Annotated in this window: 18 protein-coding genes; 11 read left to right on the top strand and 7 right to left on the bottom strand. The window is 73.3% G+C overall.

Going from position 1 to position 15,882, the window contains the following annotated elements:
- Positions 1–193: 193 nt before the first annotated feature.
- On the bottom strand, positions 194–1,690 hold the full coding sequence (locus AB0B72_RS20690) for a glycoside hydrolase family 43 protein (RefSeq protein WP_367740474.1): 1,497 nt from the start codon (positions 1,688–1,690) through the stop codon (positions 194–196).
- Between the two features lie 269 nt (positions 1,691–1,959).
- On the opposite strand from AB0B72_RS20690, the gene AB0B72_RS20695 reads away from it, so the two are divergent.
- The 4 genes from AB0B72_RS20695 (at position 1,960) to AB0B72_RS20710 (ending at position 4,476) form a co-directional block, all read left to right on the top strand.
- The gene (locus AB0B72_RS20695) at positions 1,960–2,478 is read left to right on the top strand and encodes a hypothetical protein (RefSeq protein ID WP_367740475.1); all 519 of its coding nucleotides are present in this window, start codon (positions 1,960–1,962) and stop codon (positions 2,476–2,478) included.
- Between the two features lie 122 nt (positions 2,479–2,600).
- Positions 2,601–3,455, top strand: coding sequence for a hypothetical protein (locus AB0B72_RS20700; RefSeq protein ID WP_367740476.1), 855 nt, complete (start codon positions 2,601–2,603; stop codon positions 3,453–3,455).
- Positions 3,452–3,850, top strand: coding sequence for a phage holin family protein (locus tag AB0B72_RS20705; RefSeq protein ID WP_367740477.1), 399 nt, complete (start codon positions 3,452–3,454; stop codon positions 3,848–3,850). The genes AB0B72_RS20700 and AB0B72_RS20705 overlap by 4 nt, the downstream gene beginning before the upstream one ends.
- Positions 3,826–4,476, top strand: a complete 651-nt coding sequence (locus tag AB0B72_RS20710) for a DUF3618 domain-containing protein (protein ID WP_367740478.1) — start codon at positions 3,826–3,828, stop codon at positions 4,474–4,476. The genes AB0B72_RS20705 and AB0B72_RS20710 overlap by 25 nt, the downstream gene beginning before the upstream one ends.
- Before the next feature lie 139 nt (positions 4,477–4,615).
- Here the strand turns inward: AB0B72_RS20710 and larC are convergent, their stop codons facing one another.
- Genes larC through larA form a run of 3 tightly spaced genes read right to left on the bottom strand, consistent with a single transcriptional unit; the run spans position 4,616 to position 7,861 of the window.
- Positions 4,616–5,803 carry a nickel pincer cofactor biosynthesis protein LarC gene (gene larC / locus AB0B72_RS20715; RefSeq protein ID WP_367740479.1) on the bottom strand — a complete coding sequence of 396 codons (1,188 nt, stop codon included), beginning with the start codon at positions 5,801–5,803 and terminating at the stop codon, positions 4,616–4,618.
- Positions 5,800–6,585, bottom strand: a complete 786-nt coding sequence (gene larB / locus AB0B72_RS20720) for a nickel pincer cofactor biosynthesis protein LarB (protein WP_367740480.1) — start codon at positions 6,583–6,585, stop codon at positions 5,800–5,802. The genes larC and larB overlap by 4 nt, the downstream gene beginning before the upstream one ends.
- Before the next feature lie 10 nt (positions 6,586–6,595).
- Positions 6,596–7,861, bottom strand: a complete 1,266-nt coding sequence (gene larA / locus AB0B72_RS20725; RefSeq protein ID WP_367740481.1) for a nickel-dependent lactate racemase — start codon at positions 7,859–7,861, stop codon at positions 6,596–6,598.
- A gap of 193 nt (positions 7,862–8,054) precedes the next feature.
- On the opposite strand from larA, the gene AB0B72_RS20730 reads away from it, so the two are divergent.
- The 7 genes from AB0B72_RS20730 to AB0B72_RS20760 all read left to right on the top strand — a co-directional run bounded on the left by AB0B72_RS20730 (position 8,055) and on the right by AB0B72_RS20760 (position 13,123).
- Positions 8,055–9,395, top strand: coding sequence for an L-fuconate dehydratase (locus AB0B72_RS20730; RefSeq protein WP_367740482.1), 1,341 nt, complete (start codon positions 8,055–8,057; stop codon positions 9,393–9,395).
- Positions 9,396–9,399: 4 nt separating this feature from the next.
- Positions 9,400–9,600 carry a hypothetical protein gene (locus tag AB0B72_RS20735; protein ID WP_367740483.1) on the top strand — a complete coding sequence of 67 codons (201 nt, stop codon included), beginning with the start codon at positions 9,400–9,402 and terminating at the stop codon, positions 9,598–9,600.
- Complete coding sequence (larE, locus tag AB0B72_RS20740) at positions 9,593–10,399, top strand: ATP-dependent sacrificial sulfur transferase LarE (RefSeq protein ID WP_367740484.1); 807 nt, start codon at positions 9,593–9,595, stop codon at positions 10,397–10,399. Before AB0B72_RS20735 ends, larE begins: the two co-directional genes overlap by 8 nt.
- A 123-nt stretch (positions 10,400–10,522) precedes the next feature.
- Positions 10,523–11,548 carry a zinc-binding dehydrogenase gene (locus tag AB0B72_RS20745; protein WP_367740486.1) on the top strand — a complete coding sequence of 342 codons (1,026 nt, stop codon included), beginning with the start codon at positions 10,523–10,525 and terminating at the stop codon, positions 11,546–11,548.
- Positions 11,549–11,623: 75 nt separating this feature from the next.
- Positions 11,624–11,884 (top strand): winged helix-turn-helix domain-containing protein, encoded by a 261-nt coding sequence (locus AB0B72_RS20750; RefSeq protein WP_367740487.1) that lies wholly within the window; start codon positions 11,624–11,626, stop codon positions 11,882–11,884.
- Positions 11,885–12,240: 356 nt separating this feature from the next.
- Positions 12,241–12,822, top strand: coding sequence for a hypothetical protein (locus AB0B72_RS20755; RefSeq protein ID WP_367740488.1), 582 nt, complete (start codon positions 12,241–12,243; stop codon positions 12,820–12,822).
- Between the two features lie 88 nt (positions 12,823–12,910).
- Positions 12,911–13,123, top strand: coding sequence for a DUF3072 domain-containing protein (locus tag AB0B72_RS20760; protein WP_367740489.1), 213 nt, complete (start codon positions 12,911–12,913; stop codon positions 13,121–13,123).
- Positions 13,124–13,242: 119 nt separating this feature from the next.
- Here the strand turns inward: AB0B72_RS20760 and AB0B72_RS20765 are convergent, their stop codons facing one another.
- The 3 genes from AB0B72_RS20765 to AB0B72_RS20775 form a co-directional block, all read right to left on the bottom strand.
- Positions 13,243–14,106, bottom strand: coding sequence for an SDR family oxidoreductase (locus AB0B72_RS20765; RefSeq protein WP_367740490.1), 864 nt, complete (start codon positions 14,104–14,106; stop codon positions 13,243–13,245).
- A 165-nt stretch (positions 14,107–14,271) separates the two neighbouring features.
- A complete protein-coding gene (locus AB0B72_RS20770; protein WP_367740491.1) occupies positions 14,272–14,763 on the bottom strand; it encodes an SPW repeat protein in 492 nt (163 codons plus the stop codon).
- Positions 14,764–14,825: 62 nt separating this feature from the next.
- A complete protein-coding gene (locus AB0B72_RS20775) occupies positions 14,826–15,836 on the bottom strand; it encodes an AraC family transcriptional regulator (protein WP_367740492.1) in 1,011 nt (336 codons plus the stop codon).
- Positions 15,837–15,882 lie beyond the last annotated feature (46 nt).

The following is a 15,882-nucleotide window of genomic DNA, read 5'->3' on the forward strand; positions in this document are numbered from 1 at the left end:
TCTCTCCGCTCCCCCCCGCGTATACCAACTGCTTGTTCCCCCCCGTCTCTCCTCCGGGGTGGGGCGGGGGCGGCGCGCGCCCCCCCCCGGCCGCGCCCACGCCCATGATGCGGGGATCCCGTGAAGCCGGCCGCCCAGGCGATTGCGCGCCGTTCCAGCCCTCGCCCGTCGCTACTGGTCGTCCATCCGTCGTCTATTCGCCCTCGCCCTGGTAGTCGAACCAGTCGAAGTCGGCCGGAGCGCCGCCGTCGCCTCCCGCGTACATGCCGACGTAGGCGCCGGTGAAGCCGCCCGCGACGGTGGAGCTGAGGATCCGCCCGTCGAGCGTGTCGCCGATCGGCCGCCACTCCCCGTTGCCGGTCGCGTAACTCATCCGGTAGTCCTGACCACGGGCCTGGACGCCCAGGTGGACGACGCCCGGCGGCACGTCGGCCTTGGCGAGCACGCGATGCGCGTCCCGGAGCACGAGACCGTCGGCGGTGAGCATGAGCAGGTAGTGGTGGGTGTCGTTCTGCACCACGGCCAGCCCCGCGCACGCGTCCCCCTCCGGGCGGAACTCCATGGCCAGGCGTGCCGTGAAGTTCTGGTGCCGCTGACGGCGGGCGAGCATGCTGGGGTTTCCCGCGAACGTCTCCGGCCGTGGCCGCAGCCGCAGGTGGCCGGGGCGCTCCGTCAGGCTCCAGTACGTCTCGTGGGGCGTGCGCAGGTGGTTCCAGCAGAGCGCGAGCTCGGTGGCGTCGAAGTCGTCCCGGCCGGGCTCGGCGGGCCAGGGGTGGGCGGGCAGGCCGGGCGCCGGCGCCTCCGCGGCCACCTGGTCGAACAGCGGCCACCCGTCCTCCCACCGGACCCGGGTGAGGAAGGTCTCCCGGCCGAGGTTGTAGTGGTAGCCCCCATAGGGGCGCATGGCGAGCAGGACCGCCCACCACTCCCCGTGCTGCGTCTGGATCAGGTCGGCGTGGCCCGTCCCGGTGATGGGGTGCGCGCGTCCGAAGTGCCGGTGAGTGAGGACCGGGTTGCCCCGATACCCCTCGTAGGGACCGGTGACCGACGACGACCGGGCTATCACGATGCTGTGGTGCCAGTCGGTGCCGCCCTCGGCGCTGAGCAGGTAGTACCGATCCCCGATCCGGTAGATGTGCGGCCCTTCGGGCCAGAACGCCTTCTTGAGACTGCCGTCCCAGATGATGCGCTCGTCCCCGACCGGCCGCAGGGTCCGCGGGTCGAGCTCGAGCAGCCAGACCTCGGTGTCGCCGTCGTGGGCCTGCTCGCGCCTCTCACGGGTCCCGTGGAGCCAGACCCGCCCCTCGTCGAACAGCAGGGAGGGGTCGATGCCCAGGGCCTCGGGCACCCAGACGGGGTCGCTCCACGGGCCGGCCGGGTCCCGCGCCGTGACGATGAAGTTGCCGCCGCCGTCCACGACGGTCGTGACCATGTAGAAGACGCCGTCATGGTGGCGGAGGGTGGGGGCGAAGATGCCACGGGAGGCCCCCAGCCCGGTCAGGTCGAGCTGACCCGGCCGGTCGAGCACATGGCCGAGCTGCCGCCAGTGCACCAGGTCGCGGCTGTGGAAGATCGGCACCCCGGGGAACCACTCGAAGCTGGACGTGACGAGGTAGTAGTCGTCCCCCACCCGGCAGACGGACGGATCCGGGTAGAACCCCGGCAGGACCGGGTTCGCGTAGACCTGCATGGACGATCGCCTCCTGGACGAACGAGTCGTCCCGCTCCATCGAAAGTTTTCTGGTCTTCTCCGAATATTTCGGCGCACGAAGACTAGATTTCCGCGGCGACATCCGTCAATGGCCCTCACTCCGGACCTCACCTCTGTGCCCTCGCCCTAGCCCGCGCGAGCAGGGCCGTGACGCCCAGCGCGGCGGCGAGGCAGTCGGACCTTCCGGAAGTGTCGGTCCTGCCCGGCATGATCGGCACGCACAGACCGGACGCGTACCAGGGAGCGGCATGGCGCAGATCATCAAGAGGCTTCTCCAACCTCAGAAGATAGAGCCGTACTTTCAGGGGGTCGCGGACGTCGAAGCACCGTGGACCGTCAACGGAGGCACCTTCGGGGACGAATGGATCTCCAGCGAGCCCGGCGGCATCGCACTCGCCGACGTCTACTGTGATGACGTTCTCGTCGAATACGAGCTCTGGGACGGCGAGCCGCCCGCCTCGAACTGGGATGACGCCCACTCCGGGAGCATCCACCTGACCTCCGGGAAGATCTGCGCGATCAGTGGCTGTTCCGGGGACACCGAGGAGTACGAGGAGTTCGACCTCGGCCGCCGAGACCACGAGTGGCGGTTCAGAGTCCACCGCAAGCTCCTCAGCCATGAGAACTTCACGGCGGACATCGTCCGGTTCGCCCTGTACAAGTTGCAGTTCTGGTCCCCCGCGGAGACCCATGGCCCCCAGAGTGCCGGCCGGCCGCACACCCCTGAGCAACAGCAGTCCCCGCCCGGGGTGGAGCCGCCCGCATGACCGTTCACAAGACGTCTGACAAGGGTTTGCGGAAATTTTACTTTTTGGGGTCGATCGGGAGTTCGGTTCGACATCGGGGGTAGCGGCCGGACCAGGGACGTACACGACCCAGGGAGGCATCAGTGAGCGACTTCCATCCCGAGACCCGAACATATTCAGGGACGGGCGACGAGCCGCAGGGCACCGCGCAGCAGGCCAAGGCGGCCGCGGGTGAGGTGGCGGAGACCGCGAAGGACCAGGTCCGCGTCGTGGCACAGGAGGCCAGGGACCAGACCCGCCAGCTCACCCACCAGCTTCGCCGGCGCACGTCCGAGCAGGCCCAGCAGCAGAGCAAGCGGGCCGCCGACACCGTCAGGCAGTGGACCGACGAGCTCGCCACCATCGGCGACAACGTCAAGCCCGACTCCCCCGTACGAGGCGTCGTGCAGCAGGTCGCCGAGCGGGGCAACCGGGTCGCCGACTACCTGGAGAACGAGGGGCTGAACGGCGTCGTACGCGACGTGCAGACCTTCGCGCGCCGCCGCCCGGGCCTCTTCCTGGCCGGCGCGGTCGCCGCGGGCTTCCTCGTCGGGCGGGCCGCCAAGGCGGTCTCCGGCGCCGACGACTCCACCGCCGGCACGGCCCCCGGCTACGGCGGCTACGGCACCGACGCCGCCAGGGCGTACGGCGCCACCGGCACGAGCACGTACGGCACGAGCACCCGCACCACGACCGGGACCGACACCTACGGCAACGAGGCGTACGGCACCGGCACCACGTATGGCACCGACGCGTACGGCACCACGACGGGCACCACCGGCACCACAACGGGCACCACGACCGGGACCGCCTACGCGCCCGGAAGCACCGGATACCCGGCCGGTGACGTCTCCGGCACCACGACCGGCTACCCCGCCGGTTATGAGGACGAGGCCACCGTGGACCGTCGTGACGACGACCTGCCCGGCACCCCCAGGACAGGGGGTGACCTGCGGTGACATATCCCAGCCAGGACCCAGAGCCCTCACTGGGGAAGCTGGTCGGGGAGATCGGCGAGGACCTGTCGAAGCTGTTCCGCCAGGAGGTCGAGCTCGCGAAGGCGGAGATCCGCCAGGAGGCGGCCAAGGCCGGCAAGGCGGCCGGGCTCCTCGGCGGCGCCGGCTTCGCCGGGTACATGACCGCGCTGCTGGTCACACTCGCCGTGATGTTCGGCCTGGGCAGCGTGATGGACCTGGGCTGGGCGGCGCTCATCGTCGCAGTGGTGTGGGGCGCCATCGCCGCGGTGCTGTTCTTCAAGGGCAAGGAGCGGATGCGGGAGGTGTCTCCCGTCCCCCAGCAGACCGTCGAGACGCTCAAGGAGGATGTGCAATGGGCACGCGCCCAGAAGAGATAAGGGCCGAGATCGACGCGACGCGGGCCGAGCTGGCCGCGGACGTCGACCGGCTCGCGGACAGAACAAGCCCGGCCCGCATCGTGCGGCGCCGTACCGACAGGATGCGAGAGGCGGCGCGTTCCATGCGCGACAAGGTGATGGGATCCTCGGCGGAGGTCGCTCACACAGTGCGTGACCAGGCGGGCGACACGGTGGGAACGTTCCGGGACGCCGCGTCTGGCACCACGGACACCGTCAAGCACGCCGCCGTGGAGGCGACGGACACCGTCAAGCACGGCGCCCATCAGGCGGCGGAGAGCGTGAAGGCGGCCCCCCAGCAGGCGCTGCAGGGCACCCAGGGCAACCCGCTCGCGGCCGGGCTCATCGCCTTCGGCGCCGGCCTGCTCGCCGCGACGCTCATCCCGAAGACTGCGGCCGAGCAGCGCGCGGGCGTGCAGCTCAAGGAGCACGTCGGCGACGTGGCCGAGCCGGTCAAGCAGGCCGTGCAGGAGGCCGCGCAGCAGGTCGGTCAGGACGCCAAGGTGGCGGTCCAGCACGTGAAGGAGACCGCGGCCGACGCGACCAGGACCACCGGCGAGGAGGCCCGCGACCAGGCCCGCCACGTCACCGAGCACGCCCGGCCGTAGAAGCCGTAGAAGCCGTAGAAGCCCTGGAAGCCCTGGAAGCCGCTGAAATGGCGGCGGCGCACCCGCATCGGTGAAAGCCAGAGGCCGGGCCCCCTTTCCCAGGGGGCCCGGCCTTCGCGTTCATCGGATCAGGAGACCGTCACGTCGCTCGGTCGCGTCCCGGTGTACAGGCCGTGCTCTGTGCGGTGGACTGCTCCGCGGCGATGCGGGCGGCCTCGGCGGCGAGCGCGCGCAGCGGCGCGCCCGTCTCGGCCGCGATCCGCGCGAGGTCGTCGTGCTCGGGCTTGAAGCCGTGCGGGCCGTCCTTGACCCGGACGGTACGGCCGCGCAGCTCGATCGTGCGGATGGAGCGAGGCAGGACGACCTTCTCGACGTCGTGGCGGCGCAGGCCCAGGCTGCCGGTCTCGGCCAGCACGAGGGCCTCCAGCTCCCCGGCGCGCTCCGCGGCGGTGAGAACGTGCAGGACGTGCGCGGGGCGGCCCTTCTTCATCACGGCGGGGGTGACCCAGGCGTCGTCGGCCCCGGCGTCCAGGGCGCGGGCGACGACGTGGGCCAGCACCTCCCCCGTCACGTCGTCGAGGTTGGTCTCCAGCACCACGTGACGCCCCTGGGGGCCCGGAGGCTCGCCCAGGATCGCCGCGACCACGTTCGGCCGGTCGGCCAGGGTGCGGGTGCCCGCGCCGTAGCCGGTCGCCCGGATCGTCATCACGGGCGGCGGGTCGTACCGCGTGCCGGCGGCGCGCAGCAGCGCGGCGCCCGTCGGCGTGACGGCCTCCCCCGGCGGCCCGTCCCCCCGCACCGCCGCCCCCTCCAGCAGGGCCAGCGTCGCCGGGGCGGGCACCGGCAGCAGGCCGTGCCGCGTCCGTACGGTGCCGCTGCCGAGCGGCAGCGGAGCGCAGTGGACGGCGGTGACACCGAGCGCGTGCAGGGCGGCGGCGCAGCCGACCACGTCGACCAGCGTGTCATGGCCGCCCAGCTCGTGCAGGTGGACCTGCGCCGGGTCCTCACCGTGCAGCCGCCCCTCGACCTCCGCGATGGCCGCGAGAGCGGCGTCCGCGAGGGCGGCGACGGGGGCGGGCCGGGCCAGGGCCGCCATGGCCCGCAGGACGGAGGCCCTGCGCTCGGTGGCGTCGTCGTCCACCTCCACCCGTGCCCGGGTGGCCCGCAGCGGCCCCGCCATGACGCGGACGGCCTCCAGCCGCCAGCCGGTGAGGCCGGTCGCGGCGATCGCCGACCGCACGGCGTCCAGCGGCGCGCCCGCGTCGAGCAGCGCGCCGAGCAGCATGTCCCCGGCGAGCCCGCCCACGGGGTTCAGGTAGAGGATCACGGCCGGGCCCCGGAGCCCGCTCCCGGTTCCGGGGCCGGTTCCGGCTCAGTGCGTGCGACGGCTCCCGCACGGGCCCGGGTGATCGCCCGGCCGAGGCGGTGGGCGGCCATGGCGGCGCCGAAGCCGGAGTCGATGTTCACGACGGTGACGCCTGCCGCGCACGACGTCAGCATCGCCAGCAGCGCGGTGACGCCTTCGAGGGCCGCGCCGTAGCCGACGGAGGTCGGGACCGCGACGACCGGCGCCTCCACCAGGCCGCCGACAACGCTGGCCAGCGCCCCCTCCATGCCGGCGATCACGATGACCACGTCGGCCGTGCGAAGGTCGGGGGCCGCCGCGAGCACGCGATGGATGCCGGCGACGCCGACGTCCCTGATCTCGGTGACGCGCATGCCGAGTGCGGCGGCGACCCCGGCCGCCTCGGCCGCCACCGGGCCGTCGGAGGTTCCGGCCGTCACGACGGCCGCCCGTATCGGGCCGGGACCGGCCGGACGCCAGCTCAGCAGCCGGGCGGCCGGATCGTACGTGCCCCCCGGCGCCGCCGCGAGGACCGTCCCGGCGGCCTCGGCGTCGACGCGGGTCACCAGGACGGGCCCGGTGTTGGCGTCCAGCAGGCCGGTCACGACGGCGGCGATCTCCTCCGGCCGCTTTCCCGGGCCGTACACGACCTCGGCGAGGCCCTGGCGCGCCTGCCGCGCGATGTCGACGCGGGCGAACCCGAGGTCGAGGACGCCCGCCGTCTCGCCCCCCGCCCGCGTCCCAGGCGTCGGCGTGTCGGACATGTGCGGCATTTTAGGCCTTGGCCAGGTACGGGATCGTCATGGGCCCCTCCGGGAGCACGCAGACGCTCCCCCCGGCGGGGAGCAGCTCGCCGACGGTGGCGGCGATGTCGCCGGTCTGCTCCAGGTGGGCCGTGGCGAGGTCGGCGTCGGACAGATGAGACGTGTGCATGATCACCCGGGCCGCCGACTGGATCCTCGCCTGGATCTGGACCTGCCACTGGTCCGGGACGGTGCGGGCGCGGCCGGAGATCTCCTCGAACAGGGCCTCGGGCGAGGCCGCCGAGGTGAGCACCTCGCGGTAGGAGCCGTGGTCGGGAAAGCCGTCGCGGCACTCCGCCGCGCAGATGATGACGCCGCCGGGCCGGACCACCTGGGCGGCCGCGCTCATGCCCTTGACCGACTGGTAGAGGTTCTGGTCCAGGGGGAAGCCGGCGTTCGTCGTGATGACGATGTCGAAGGGGTGGTCCACCGGCCGCATGGCCGCCTTCCGCGCGGCCGCGGTCGCCGCCGCGTGCATCGGGAGCAGGTCGCCGCCGAAGGCCGCGACGATCCGCTGGTGGCGGTCGAGCACGACGTCCAGGGAGAAGGTGACGCCGGTCGCCTCGGCGATCGCACGCACGTCGTCGTGCACGGGGTTGCCGTGGGTGATGCCCCACGTCGCCTTGGGGCTGCCGATGCGTGCGGCGTCGTGCAGCGTGAGCACGGTCTCCAGGCCGGCCAGGCCGGGGGCGACCAGCTTCGGGCCGCCGGAGAACCCCGCGAAGAAGTGGGGCTCGACGAAGCCCGTGGTGATTTTGACGTCGGCGTCGGCCCACTCGCGGTTCAGCCACACGGGGACCCCGGCGCCGTGGTGGCCGAGCCAGCGCAGCGAGGAGTCGTCCCGGGCGTCGTGGTTGACGATCCGCACGGCGTCGACGACCCCGTCGCCGAACATGGCCCGCAGCTCCTCGGGGGTGTTGCCCCGGTGGGTGCCGGTCGCGACGAGCACCACGATGTCGTCGAGGGGGACCAGGCCGTCGAGCTCTTCGAGGATGGCGGGGATCATCAGATGCCGCGGCTGCGGCCGGGTGCCGTCGCACGCGGAGATCGCCACCCGCTGGCCGGGCCGTACGCGCTCGCGCAGCGGCGGGCCGGCGACCGGCTCCCGCAGGGCGGCCCGCAACGCCGACACCGCGTCGGAGGCGGGCGGCCCGGCCACCGGGGTGATCACGGTCGTGCGGTCGTCCGGCAGCTCGACCGCCAGCCCGGCACTCCCGTACGCGAGGTCGACCAGCATCTCTCCGAACTCCTCTCCGGGGCCTTATAGACCCGATCAATTTGGCCGCAGCGCCCTGGCAGGGCCACGGTCACTCCTGCAGTCTGGCAGCGGAACACCCGACTCCTACAGCCGACTCCTGTTGACGGAGAGTCAGCCGGACACTTAACGTCAGCAGGTATTCATCGGACTAATTTTCCCTGGGGGTCCCGGCATGCCCACCATCACGGCCGTAGAGGTGGTCGACCTGCGGTTTCCCACCTCTGCCACGCTCGACGGCTCGGACGCGATGAACCCGGACGGCGACTACTCCGCGGCCTATGTGATCCTGCGCACGGACGCCTCCGAGGTCACGGGCTACGGCCTGACCTTCACGATCGGCCGGGGAACCGACCTTGTCGTGGCGGCCGCCCGCCAGATCGCCCGGCCGCTGGTGGGGCGCGACGTGGGCGAGGTGGCGTCGAACCTGGGCCCGGTCTACCGGGAGCTTACCGCCGACAGCCAGATGCGCTGGCTCGGCCCGGAGAAGGGCGTGGTCCACCTTGCGGCCGCCGCGGTGCTCAACGCGTGCTGGGACCTCGCGGCACGCCGGGCGGGCAAGCCGCTGTGGCGCTTCGTCTGCGACCTCACGCCTGCCGAGTTCGTCGACGCCTGCGACTTCCGGTACCTGACCGACGTCATCACCCCGGAGGAGGCGAGGCAGACGCTGGAGCGGCTGCTGCCCACCCGGGAGGCCCGCGTGGCGGAGCTGCTGGACAGCGGCTACCCGGCGTACACCACCTCCCCCGGCTGGCTCGGCTACTCGGACGAGAAGTTGAGGAGGCTCTGCAGGGAGGCCGTCGCCGAGGGCTGGGAGCACGTCAAACTGAAGGTCGGCGCCGACGTCGACGACGACGTCCGCCGGCTCGGGATCGCCCGCGAGGAGCTGGGCCCCGGCCGCACCCTCATGATCGACGCCAACCAGGTCTGGGACGTGCCGCAGGCGATCGACTGGGTCCGCCGCCTGGCGCCGTTCGGCCCGCGGTGGATCGAGGAGCCGACCAGCCCCGACGACGTCCTCGGGCACGCGGAGATCCGCCGGGCGGTCGCCCCGGTGGGCGTCGCCACCGGGGAGCACGCGCACAACCGGGTCATGTTCAAGCAGCTCCTGCAGGCGGGCGCGATCGACTTCTGCCAGATCGACTCGTGCCGGCTGGCCAGCCTGAACGAGGTGCTGCCCGTGCTGCTCATGGCGGCCAAGTTCGGCGTGCCGGTGTGCCCGCACGCCGGGGGCGTCGGCCTGTGCGAGTTCGTACAGCACCTGTCGATCATCGACTACGTGTGCGTGAGCGGGAGCCTCGACGGCCGGGTCATCGAGTACGTCGATCATCTCCACGAGCACTTCACCGACCCGGTGAAGGTGGTCGGCGGGCGCTATCTCGTCCCGTCCCTGCCCGGCTACAGCGCGGAGATCTACGACGCCTCCATCGAGCGGTACCGCTACCCGGACGGCGACTACTGGCGGCAGGCCCTCGCGCCCGCCGGGAGCCTCGCCGGGGCCGCCGAGGCGAACTGAGGCCGTGGGCGTCGTCGACGAGATCGAGCACATGCCGGTCGACGGGGAGCTCCGGCCCGGCGGCAAGCCGCCGGCGGACCCGGGAGTGCCGCGCCGGACGCCGGGCGAGCATGTCGCGGGCGGCGGCCCCCGGACCGGGCTCCACGCCGGAGTGCATATCGTCGGCGTGGAGGACGCACTTCGGGAGTTGACACATCATGCATGATCTCGTCGAACGGCTGCGCGCCGAGCGCGCCGTCGTGGTCGCCTACTCGGGTGGCGCCGACTCGGCGCTGCTCGCCGTCGCGGCCACCCGCGCGCTCGGTGAGCGGGCCCTGGCGGTCACCGCGGTCTCGCCCTCGCTGGCCGCGTCCGAACGGGCCGGCGCACGCGCGTTCGCCCGCGAGCACGGGATCGCCCACCTGGAGGTGTGCACCGACGAGGCCGACCGGCCGGAGTACGTCGCCAACGGGCGTGACCGCTGCTACCACTGCAAGTCCGCCCTGTTCGACGCGCTCGCCCCGCTGGCGGCGGCGATGGGCGCCCGGATCGCGCTCGGCACCAACCTCGACGACCTGGGCGACCACCGGCCGGGGCAGCGGGCCGCCGCCGAGCGCGGCGCCATCACCCCGCTCGTCGACGCCGGGCTCACCAAGGCCGACGTCCGCCGGATCAGCGCGGAGCTGGGGCTGCGCACCGCCGCCAAACCGGCCGCCCCCTGCCTCGCCTCCCGGGTGGGGTACGGCGACCCGGTCACCCCGGAGCTGCTGCTGCGGATCGAGGAGGCCGAGGCCGCGGTGCGCGAGCTCGGCTTCCCCGTGCTGCGGGTGCGGGCCCACGCGGGCGGTACGGTCGCCCGTGTGGAGGTGCCCGCCGACGACATCCCCCGTGCCGCGCGGCTGCGCGAGCCGATCGACCGCGCGGTGCGCGGCACGGGCTTCACCTTCTGCTCCCTGGACCTGTCCGGCTTCGCCTCCGGCCGCCTGAACGACCTGCTCCCGATCGTCGCCGTACGGTCCGGGTGAGGATCAGCGGGCGGGACGGCGGACGGTCGCCGGCTTCGTCACGCCGTACGAGCGGCTCCCCGGGCCCGTACGGCTCCGCGGCGAGGTGTTCCGGGAGAATCCGATCAGGGAAAGGGAGGCCCAGTGAGCAGCGCGACAGAGCCGTCGATGCGCGTCGCCCGCCTGCACGGGATCGGCGACCTGCGGCTCGGCCGGGAGCCGGCGCCGCACGCCGGGCCGGGGGAAAGTGTCGTCCGGATCACGGCGGTGGGCCTGTGCGGCTCCGACCTGCACTGGTACTCCGAGGGCGGGATCGGCGACGCCGTCCTGGCCGCTCCGCTGGTGGTGGGGCATGAGTTCGCCGGCGTCATCGAGGGCGGCCCGCGCGACGGCACGCGCGTGGCCGTGGACCCGGCGATCCCCTGCGGCCGGTGCGCGACCTGCGCCACCGGCTGGGGCAACCTCTGCCCGGACGTGCGCTTCGCCGGCCACGGCACGCTCGACGGCGCCCTGCGCGAGCGGATCGCCTGGCCCGACGACCTGCTGCACCCGCTGCCCGGCACGCTGTCGGACGCCGACGGGGCGATGCTGGAGCCCCTCGGCGTCGCGCTCCACGCGGCCGACCTCGGCCACATGCGGCTGGGCACGCCCGTGGCCGTCGTCGGGTGCGGCCCGATCGGCCTGCTGGTCGTGCGGCTGGCCCGGCTCGCCGGCGCCTCGGTCGTGGTCGCCGTCGACCCCCTCCCCCATCGGCGGGACGCCGCCCTCCGCTACGGGGCCGACCACGCGCTCGACCCCAAAGAGGCGGACGCCGCCGCCTGGAGGGAGCTGACCGGGGCGGGGGCGCACGTCGCGTTCGAGGTGGCGGGCGACGACGGGGCGGTCGCCGTCGCGCTCACCGCGGCGCGGCCCGGCGGCCGGGTCGTCCTCGCGGGGATCCCGGACGACGACCGCACCACGTTCACGGCGTCGCTCGCCCGGCGCAAGGGACTCACGCTCGCACTGGTGCGCCGCATGAACGCCACCTACCCGCGCGCGATCGAGCTCGTCGCCCGCGGCCTTGTGGACGTGGCGTCGCTGGTGACGGACCGCTACCCCCTCGACAGGGCCGGGGAGGCGTTCGCCGCCGCCGTGTCCCGGCGCGGTCTCAAGGTCGTCGTGGAGCCGTGACCGCCAGGCCCGGCCCGGCGTCGGCGGCCCCGATCCGCCAGGCGTAAGACCGGCCACGGAGGGGACTTTCCCGTCGTGGCTTCGACGACTGACAGCGGGGGACCGGTGCCGGCGCACCGGCGGCTCGCCGCGGCACTACGCGACCAGATACTCGGCGGCCGGATCGAGCCCGACCGCCCGCTGCCCCCCGGGGAGGAGCTGGAACGGGAGTACGGCGTCGGCGCCGACGACGTCCGCCGCGCCATCCGGCTCCTCGGCGACGAGGGCCTCGTCTACACGGTCGAAGGGCGCGGGGCGTACGTCTCCACCCGGGCGGAGGAGACCGGCGGCGGCTGAGCGGGCGTTCGGCCCGGAGGGTGCGGGTACCGCCGGCTCGTGCGCGTGCTCGCGGTCCGCGAGATGGGCCCGGACGCCCAGGAGAGGTACGGGTCGGGCTCCATCCGCGCCACCCACGCGGTCAGGTCCACCGCCACCTGTTCACAGGCGGTCGTCGTCTCCAGCACCGACGCCGGCCCCGCGGCAGCCGGTTCACCACCTTCTGCGACGACTCGGCTTGAGCCACCGGCCCCGGCGAGGTGGTGCGGGGGCGGATTCCCCCTGCACGGAAGGGGATCGGGCACATCCCCTGGTCACGTGGTGGAACGCCGAGTCATGAGACGTTTGCCCGGATGGACGACGGGCATCGACGGCCTATGGACACCCGGCAGGACAGGCGCGGCGCGGCCCTGGCCCGCGCGCAGGGGCTTTTCAACATCGCGGGCGGGCTGTGGCCGCTCGTGCATCCGCGCAGCTTCGAGAAGATCTTCGGGCCCAAGACCGACTGGTGGCTGGAGCGCACCGTCGCCGGCCTGCTCGTGGGGGCCGGCTGGAGTCAGCTGCGGGCCGCCTCAAGCCCGCAGGGCGTCGAGCACGCACGCCGGATCGGCGTGGCCACCGCCGCGACGCTGCTCGCCGTCGACCTCACCCACGTGCCCACCGGGCGGATCCGGCCCACCTACCTGCTCGACGCCGCGATGGAGGCCGGGTGGATCAGAGCGTGGCTCGGCCCTCGCCCCGCCGCCGCACCCGCCGTGCCGACCGTGCGCGTGATCGCCCGGCCGCGGAGCGGGGCGGCGCCGGCCGCGGCGGCCGCGCTCGTCGCGGGCTGCGCGGGCGGGGCGGCGCTGGCGGCGCGGCTGCTGCGCGGACGGTCGTCTTCCGAGCGGGCCGGCGAGGGGGCGCCCACGGGGCGGTCCGCCGAGCCGTGGCGGACCCGGGAGCGCACCGGCCGGTGACCCCGGGCGCGGCGCCGCGTCTCTCCTGTTACGTCCCCGGCGCACGGGGTAGGCGAACGGGAGTTCGACAACGGAGGAGAGACGAGATATGGATCGCGGACCTGTGGAGAAGGACCCGGAGGACTGGGCGACCGGCGACGAGCCGATGACCGCGCCGCAGGAGTCCTACCTGCACACGCTCGCCAGGGAGGCCGGGCGCGACGTCCCGGAGGGCCTCAGCAAGGCCGAGGCCTCCAAGCTGATCGACGAGCTGCAGGACAGCAGCCGGCGGCTGAGCGAAGGCGGCAAGCCCGCCGGATGACCGCCCCGGGCTCGCCCCTCAAGGCCTCCCACTGAAGACGTTCAAGGCGTTCGAAGACGAGACCCAGGGAGCCGGCCAGGTCCCGGGGTCTCGTCGTCGCGGAGCACGGTCCCCGGCCGTCACCCGGGCAGCGTCTCGCCGCCGATCGGGGCGAGCACCTCTCCCGTGTAGTACGACGACAGCCGGTCGGCGGCGAAGAAGACGTACGACGGCGCGATCTCGTCCGGATGGGCGGCCCGCTTCATCGGCACCTGCTGCCCGAACTTCTCGACCTTCTCCTCCGGGAACGTCGCGGGGATGAGCGGCGTCCAGACCGGTCCCGGCGCGACCGCGTTGATGCGGATCCTGCGCTCGACCAGCACCTGCGCCATCGAGTACGTGAACGCGTTGACGGCGCCCTTGGTGGCCGAGTAGTCGATCAGCGTCTTGTTGCCGCGCAGGCCGTTGATCGACGAGGTGTTGACGATCGACCCGCCCTCGGGCATGTGGCGCAGCGCGGCCTTGGTCACCCGGAAGTAGCTGTGGATGTTGACCGCGAACGTCCGCTCCCACTGCTCGTCGGACAGCTCCTCCAGCGACTGCACGGGCGACTGCGTCGCCACGTTGTTGACGAGCACCTCCAGGCCGCCGAGCTCGCGGACGGTCTGCTCGACGACCTCCTCGCAGTGGCGGGCGTCGGCGAGGTCGCCGGGGATGACCACGCAGCGGCGGCCCTCCCGCTCGACCAGGTCCCTGGTGTGCTCGGCGTCCTTGTGCTCGCTGAGGTAGGCGATCGCGACGTCCGCCCCCTCCTTGGCGAAGGCGACGGCGACGGCCCGGCCGATGCCGGAGTCGCCGCCCGTGACGAGGGCCCGCTTGCCCGCCAGCAGGCCACGGCCCTCGTAGTCGCGCATCTCGTCCCGGGGCTCGGGCGTCATGTCCCCGGACTCCCCCGGATACGACTGCGTCTGCGGTGGTTGCGTGGAGTTGGGCTGCTCAGACATGCCGTCGGGCTACCCCTGCGTCCAGGGGACAAACGACTGCGTGCGAGCAGGGCGGGGGGAGGTGAGCCGGCCGGTGGCGGCGCGCCCCGGCCCTCGGCTGACAGCCCGGACGGGCACCCGCCGGGCGGCGCGCCGCCCGCCTGTCATCCGGCCTCTCCCCCGGGTTCACCAGTTGCCGAGCTTGCGCCCTCCGTGCTCGCCGTGCTCGCCGTGCTGACCGTGCTGACCGTGCTCCTGCCGCCGAAAGGCGAGAGCGGTGGCGAGAGCGCCGACCCCGAACAGCAGGATCAGGATTCCGGTGATCACGTTGTTCCAGATCGCCCCCGTCGTGTGAGGACGGCCGCTGACCACCCACGGCGCGATGATCGTCCACACGCCGAAGAGCGGGATCAGCCAGCTCACGCCGTAGGTCCGGCCGAACGCCGAGGCGAACCCCAGCGCGAGCGCCGCCACGGCCAGGCCGACGACCAGGTTGTTGACGGCCAGGGTCGAGGAGCGGTGGAACCCCACCACCCACGGCGAGATGGCTAGGTAGAGGCCGGACAGGAATGTGAGCCCGTCCATTATCTGGGCGGGAGCGGTGGACCCCGCCCGGTCGTACGTCTGCCGCAGTTCCGCGACGTCGGGATGGCCCGCTAGGCCGGTCGGTCGGACCATGTCCGTACCGCCTTCCTGATGTGTTGGGATGGACAATCGCGCCCGTACCCGACACGAGGGCACTATTCTCCCATTTGGTTCATAATCACGTGTTGTGTCGGCATGAGGGGCTCAGGCTTCCCGCCGCGGGCCGGGGCGGGCCGGTGCCCGTCGCGATGCAGCCGCGGGCTCACGCCGTGGACCCGCTTGAAGGCGGCGCTCAGCGCGAAGGCGCTGCCGTACCCCACCTGCCGCGCGACGGCGCCGACCGTGGCGTCGGTCTCGCGCAGCAGGTCGGCCGCGAGGGCGAGCCGCCAGCCCGTCAGGTACGTCATGGGCGGCTCGCCGACGAGCTCCGTGAAGCGGCGGGCCAGGGCCGCGCGTGAAACGCCGGCCTGCGCGGCGAGCGCGGCGACCGTCCAGGGGTGTGCCGGGTTGTGGTGCAGAGCGCGCAGGGCGGTGCCCACCACGGGGTCGCCGTACGCGCGGTACCACGCCGGGGCCTCCGCCTCCGGGCGGGCCAGCCAGGCGCGCAGGACCGCGATGAGCAGCAGGTCGAGCAGCCGGTCCAGCACGGCCTCCTGGCCGGGCTCGTCCTTGGCGATCTCGGCTGCGAGCAACGGGACGAGCGGCGAGTCCCACGCGCCGGCAGGCAGGACGAGCAGCGTGGGCAGCACGCCGAGGAGGAGGCCGCTGACCTCGCCGCGCATCTGGTAGGTGCCCGTCAGCATGACCACGGGCCCGTGGGGGTCGTCGCCCCAGGTGCGCACGCCCAGGCGCATCGAGTCGGCCAGCGGCTCCCCCTCGGGCGTCGTGCAGTGCTGACCGGGGTGGATCACGACCCTGGGCTGAAGCCGCGGCTCGGACGCCACCGTGTACGGGGCCGGCCCGCGGACGACGGCGACGTCTCCAGGGCCGAGCCGCACCGGAGGCGCGGCGTCCGGAACCAGCCACGCCTCGCCCTTCACCAGGGCGACCAGCGTGAGGGGCGCGCGATCCTGGATGCGCAGCGACCAGGGCGGGGTGAGGACCGACCTGAGCAGGAAGGCCCCTCGGGCCCTCGGCCCGTCGAGGAGCCGCGCGAGGGCGTCCACCAGGCTCACCCTACCTGCGCCGTAGACGCTCGAACATGGCTTCGCG

This window comes from Microbispora sp. NPDC049125 (assembly GCF_040802045.1).
Taxonomy (GTDB): Bacteria; Actinomycetota; Actinomycetes; order Streptosporangiales; family Streptosporangiaceae; genus Microbispora.